This window comes from uncultured Negativibacillus sp. (assembly GCF_944388365.1).
Lineage (GTDB): Bacteria > Bacillota > Clostridia > Oscillospirales > Ruminococcaceae > Negativibacillus.
Genome location: NZ_CALXIN010000161.1, coordinates 1 through 2,724, shown reverse-complemented (window position 1 = coordinate 2,724; position 2,724 = coordinate 1). Strand labels below are relative to the sequence as shown.

At 55.2% G+C, this 2,724-nt stretch carries 2 protein-coding genes; both read left to right on the top strand.

Features of this window, described 5'->3' with window-relative positions; all coding sequences use genetic code 11:
* On the top strand, positions 1-1,210 hold a 1,210-nt coding region (locus tag Q0L39_RS11535; protein ID WP_296629329.1), incomplete at its 5' end, for a hemolysin family protein.
* Positions 1,211-1,227: 17 nt separating this feature from the next.
* Positions 1,228-2,433: a hypothetical protein gene (locus tag Q0L39_RS11530; protein ID WP_296629328.1), complete on the top strand. Its 1,206-nt coding sequence runs from the start codon at positions 1,228-1,230 to the stop codon at positions 2,431-2,433.
* Positions 2,434-2,724: the final 291 nt, after the last annotated feature.

The window sequence follows — 2,724 nt, the reverse complement described above, 5'->3', positions numbered from 1 at the left end:
GTCGGAAACAGCACTAACCAGTGTTAACAAGACCCGTTTAAAGCGCATGGCGGAAAACGGCGACAAAAAAGCTGCAAAAACGCTCAAGCTGGCGGAGGATTATGAGAGCATGATCTCGACGGTGCTGATTGGAAACAACATCGTCAACATCGCCTCGAGCTCGATTGCAACCTTGATCTTTGTCGCATTCCTTGGTTCGGAGACAGGTGCGCTGGTATCGACAGTTATCATGACCATCGTGGTGCTCATCTGCGGCGAGGTTCTGCCGAAAAACTATGCAAAGCTCAACGCCGATTCGTTGGCACTGACCGTTTCGGGACCGATCAGTGTGCTGATCTTCATCTTTAAGCCGCTGGCAGTCCTGCTCAATGTGTTGTCCAGACTGATGGCGAAGGTAACCGGTTCTGACAAACAGGATAAACCCTCTGTTACGGAGGAAGAGCTGAAATATATTGTGGAGTCCATCGAGGAAGAGGGCGTGCTAGAGGAAAACGAGAGCGACCTTGTACAGTCCGCGCTGGACTTTGACGAGATCGAGGTGCAGGAGATCATCGTGCCGCGTGTCGATATGATTACCATCGACGTTGAGGAAAAATGGGAGGACGTCCTGGCAATGGCACAGGAAAGCAAAGTTTCCCGTATCCCTGTCTATGAGGATTCGATCGACAACATCATCGGTCTGGTACATGTCCGCGACATTCTGGAGGATCAGATTGCAAACGAAACCCATGATCTGCGCAGTCTGCTGACCCAGTGTCTGTTCGTCCACAAGACGATGAACCTGCCAAAGCTGCTGGAAAAGCTGCGCAGAGAAAAGATGCCGATGGCGATTGTCACCGACGACTACGGCGGCACCATGGGCCTTGTCACCATCGAGGACGTTCTGGAGGAGCTGGTCGGCGAGATCTGGGACGAATATGATGACGTCGAGGAAGAGATCGTCAAGAAGGACGACACAACCTATCTGGTCAGCGGCGATTACAACGTCTATGACCTGATGGAGGAGCTGGATGCGGAAAACCGCTCCTTCGAAAGTGATTACAATACGGTCAGCGGATGGGTGCTTGAACAGCTCGAGCACATCCCGCAGGTGGGCGAGAGCATCGTCTACCGCGACCGGATGCGCGTCACCGTCGCCGAGATGGATGACCAGCGCATCACCAAACTGAAGATTGAACTTCTCCCTCAACAACCAACGGCGGAGGAGTAAGGAAATGGGGTTGAGTAATGTCTAAGAAGAAACCCAATGGACAGCAGAACTCCGGCTGGAACAAGATAGAAACCACCCGACCGGCAGATGCTGTCGCCGAGCAGCCAGAGACAGCTGCTCAAGAAGAACAGGCCGCACCGAAGGCAGAGGAGCCGACGGAGCAGCCTGCACAGGAAGCATCGAAGGCGGAAGAACCAGCGGAGCAGCCTGCACAGGAAGCGCCAAAGGCGGAAGAACCGGCGGAGCAGCCTGCACAGGAAGCACCAAAGGCCGAGGAACCGACCAAGCCGGCAAAACAGACACCGGCATCCAAAAAGGGAAAATCGGGCAAAAAGCAGAAGAATACTGCAAAGCCGGCACCACAACAGGGCAAAACACAGGGAAACACCGCAGCTATCCAGCGCCATAAGCGCCTCCGCATCCCGGCAGCCGTTCCGCTGGGCGGAGCCTTCATCCTGCTGGCGCTGATCGGACTGATCACCGTCGTTGTCTTTGGCGTGCGCGCCACCGAAAGCCTGATCGACAATTCCAAGCAGAAGGAAGAATTCGGCAATATCATCATGCCGGTGCTGATGTTCGACCCAGTGCCGTTCGAGGACCCCAATGAGATGGGCGACCTTGCACTGCTGCGCTCGTCCATCTGGTCGGCGATCATCGAAAACGGCGAAAAATACAGCGTCGGCGACGGCAACATGGTTTCGGTGCCGCAGAGTGACGTCGATGTCGCCTGTGCAAAGCTGTTCGGCACCAATGTTACCCTGACCCATCAGTCGTTCGAGGACTATCTGTCCATCTATTCCTTTGATGAGCAGACCAAGACCTACTACGTGCCGGTCGATGCCACCATTCTGTATACACCACAGGTGGAGGACATCACCCGCAACGGCGATGTGTTCGAGCTGACCGTCGGCTATCTGGAGCCAAGCAGCCAGTGGATGCAGAGCATCAAGGGCGAAAAGTCCGAGCCGACACCGAGCAAGTACATGATTTATGAATTGCAGAAGGTGGACGACCACTATCAGCTGATCGCCATCAAGGACCCGCCGGAAGGCGCAGTTCCAGGCATCCCGAACATCTCGCAGGAGAGCGAGCAGACCGAGACACAGACAAGTCCGGCCGGCGAGCCGCAGACCATCCAGCCTGCACAGACCCAGGAGGAAACGACCACTCCGGCCGAGGAGCAGACCGAATCCACCGAGGAGCCTTCAAGTGCACAGATGTAACCCAGTCAAAAAGAGCAGCCAAAAGGCTGCTCTTTTTTTGAAATTTTTGCTGCCGCAGGCATCTATGCAGGGTGGTCCCTACAAAACCCTTTTGCAGGGTGGCTACCCGCCCCTGCACCCTGGGGTCCATTTCCTATCGCGAGGAAATGGACGAAAGGCGCGCCAAAGAGGAGGTTTCCTCTTTGGATTCTCCTCTGAGGGGCACATCCCCTCGGGAACTTCGCAAAGCGAAGTTCTCTCCCCCTGACTGCTCCGGCAGTAGGATAATGTCAGGTATTGTACCTGCCACTT

What these genes read in the sequence shown, in the direction of transcription:
- Q0L39_RS11530 (WP_296629328.1), top strand. Translation starts at nt 1,228, where the DNA reads ATGTCTAAGAAGAAACCCAATGGACAGCAGAACTCCGGCTGGAACAAG.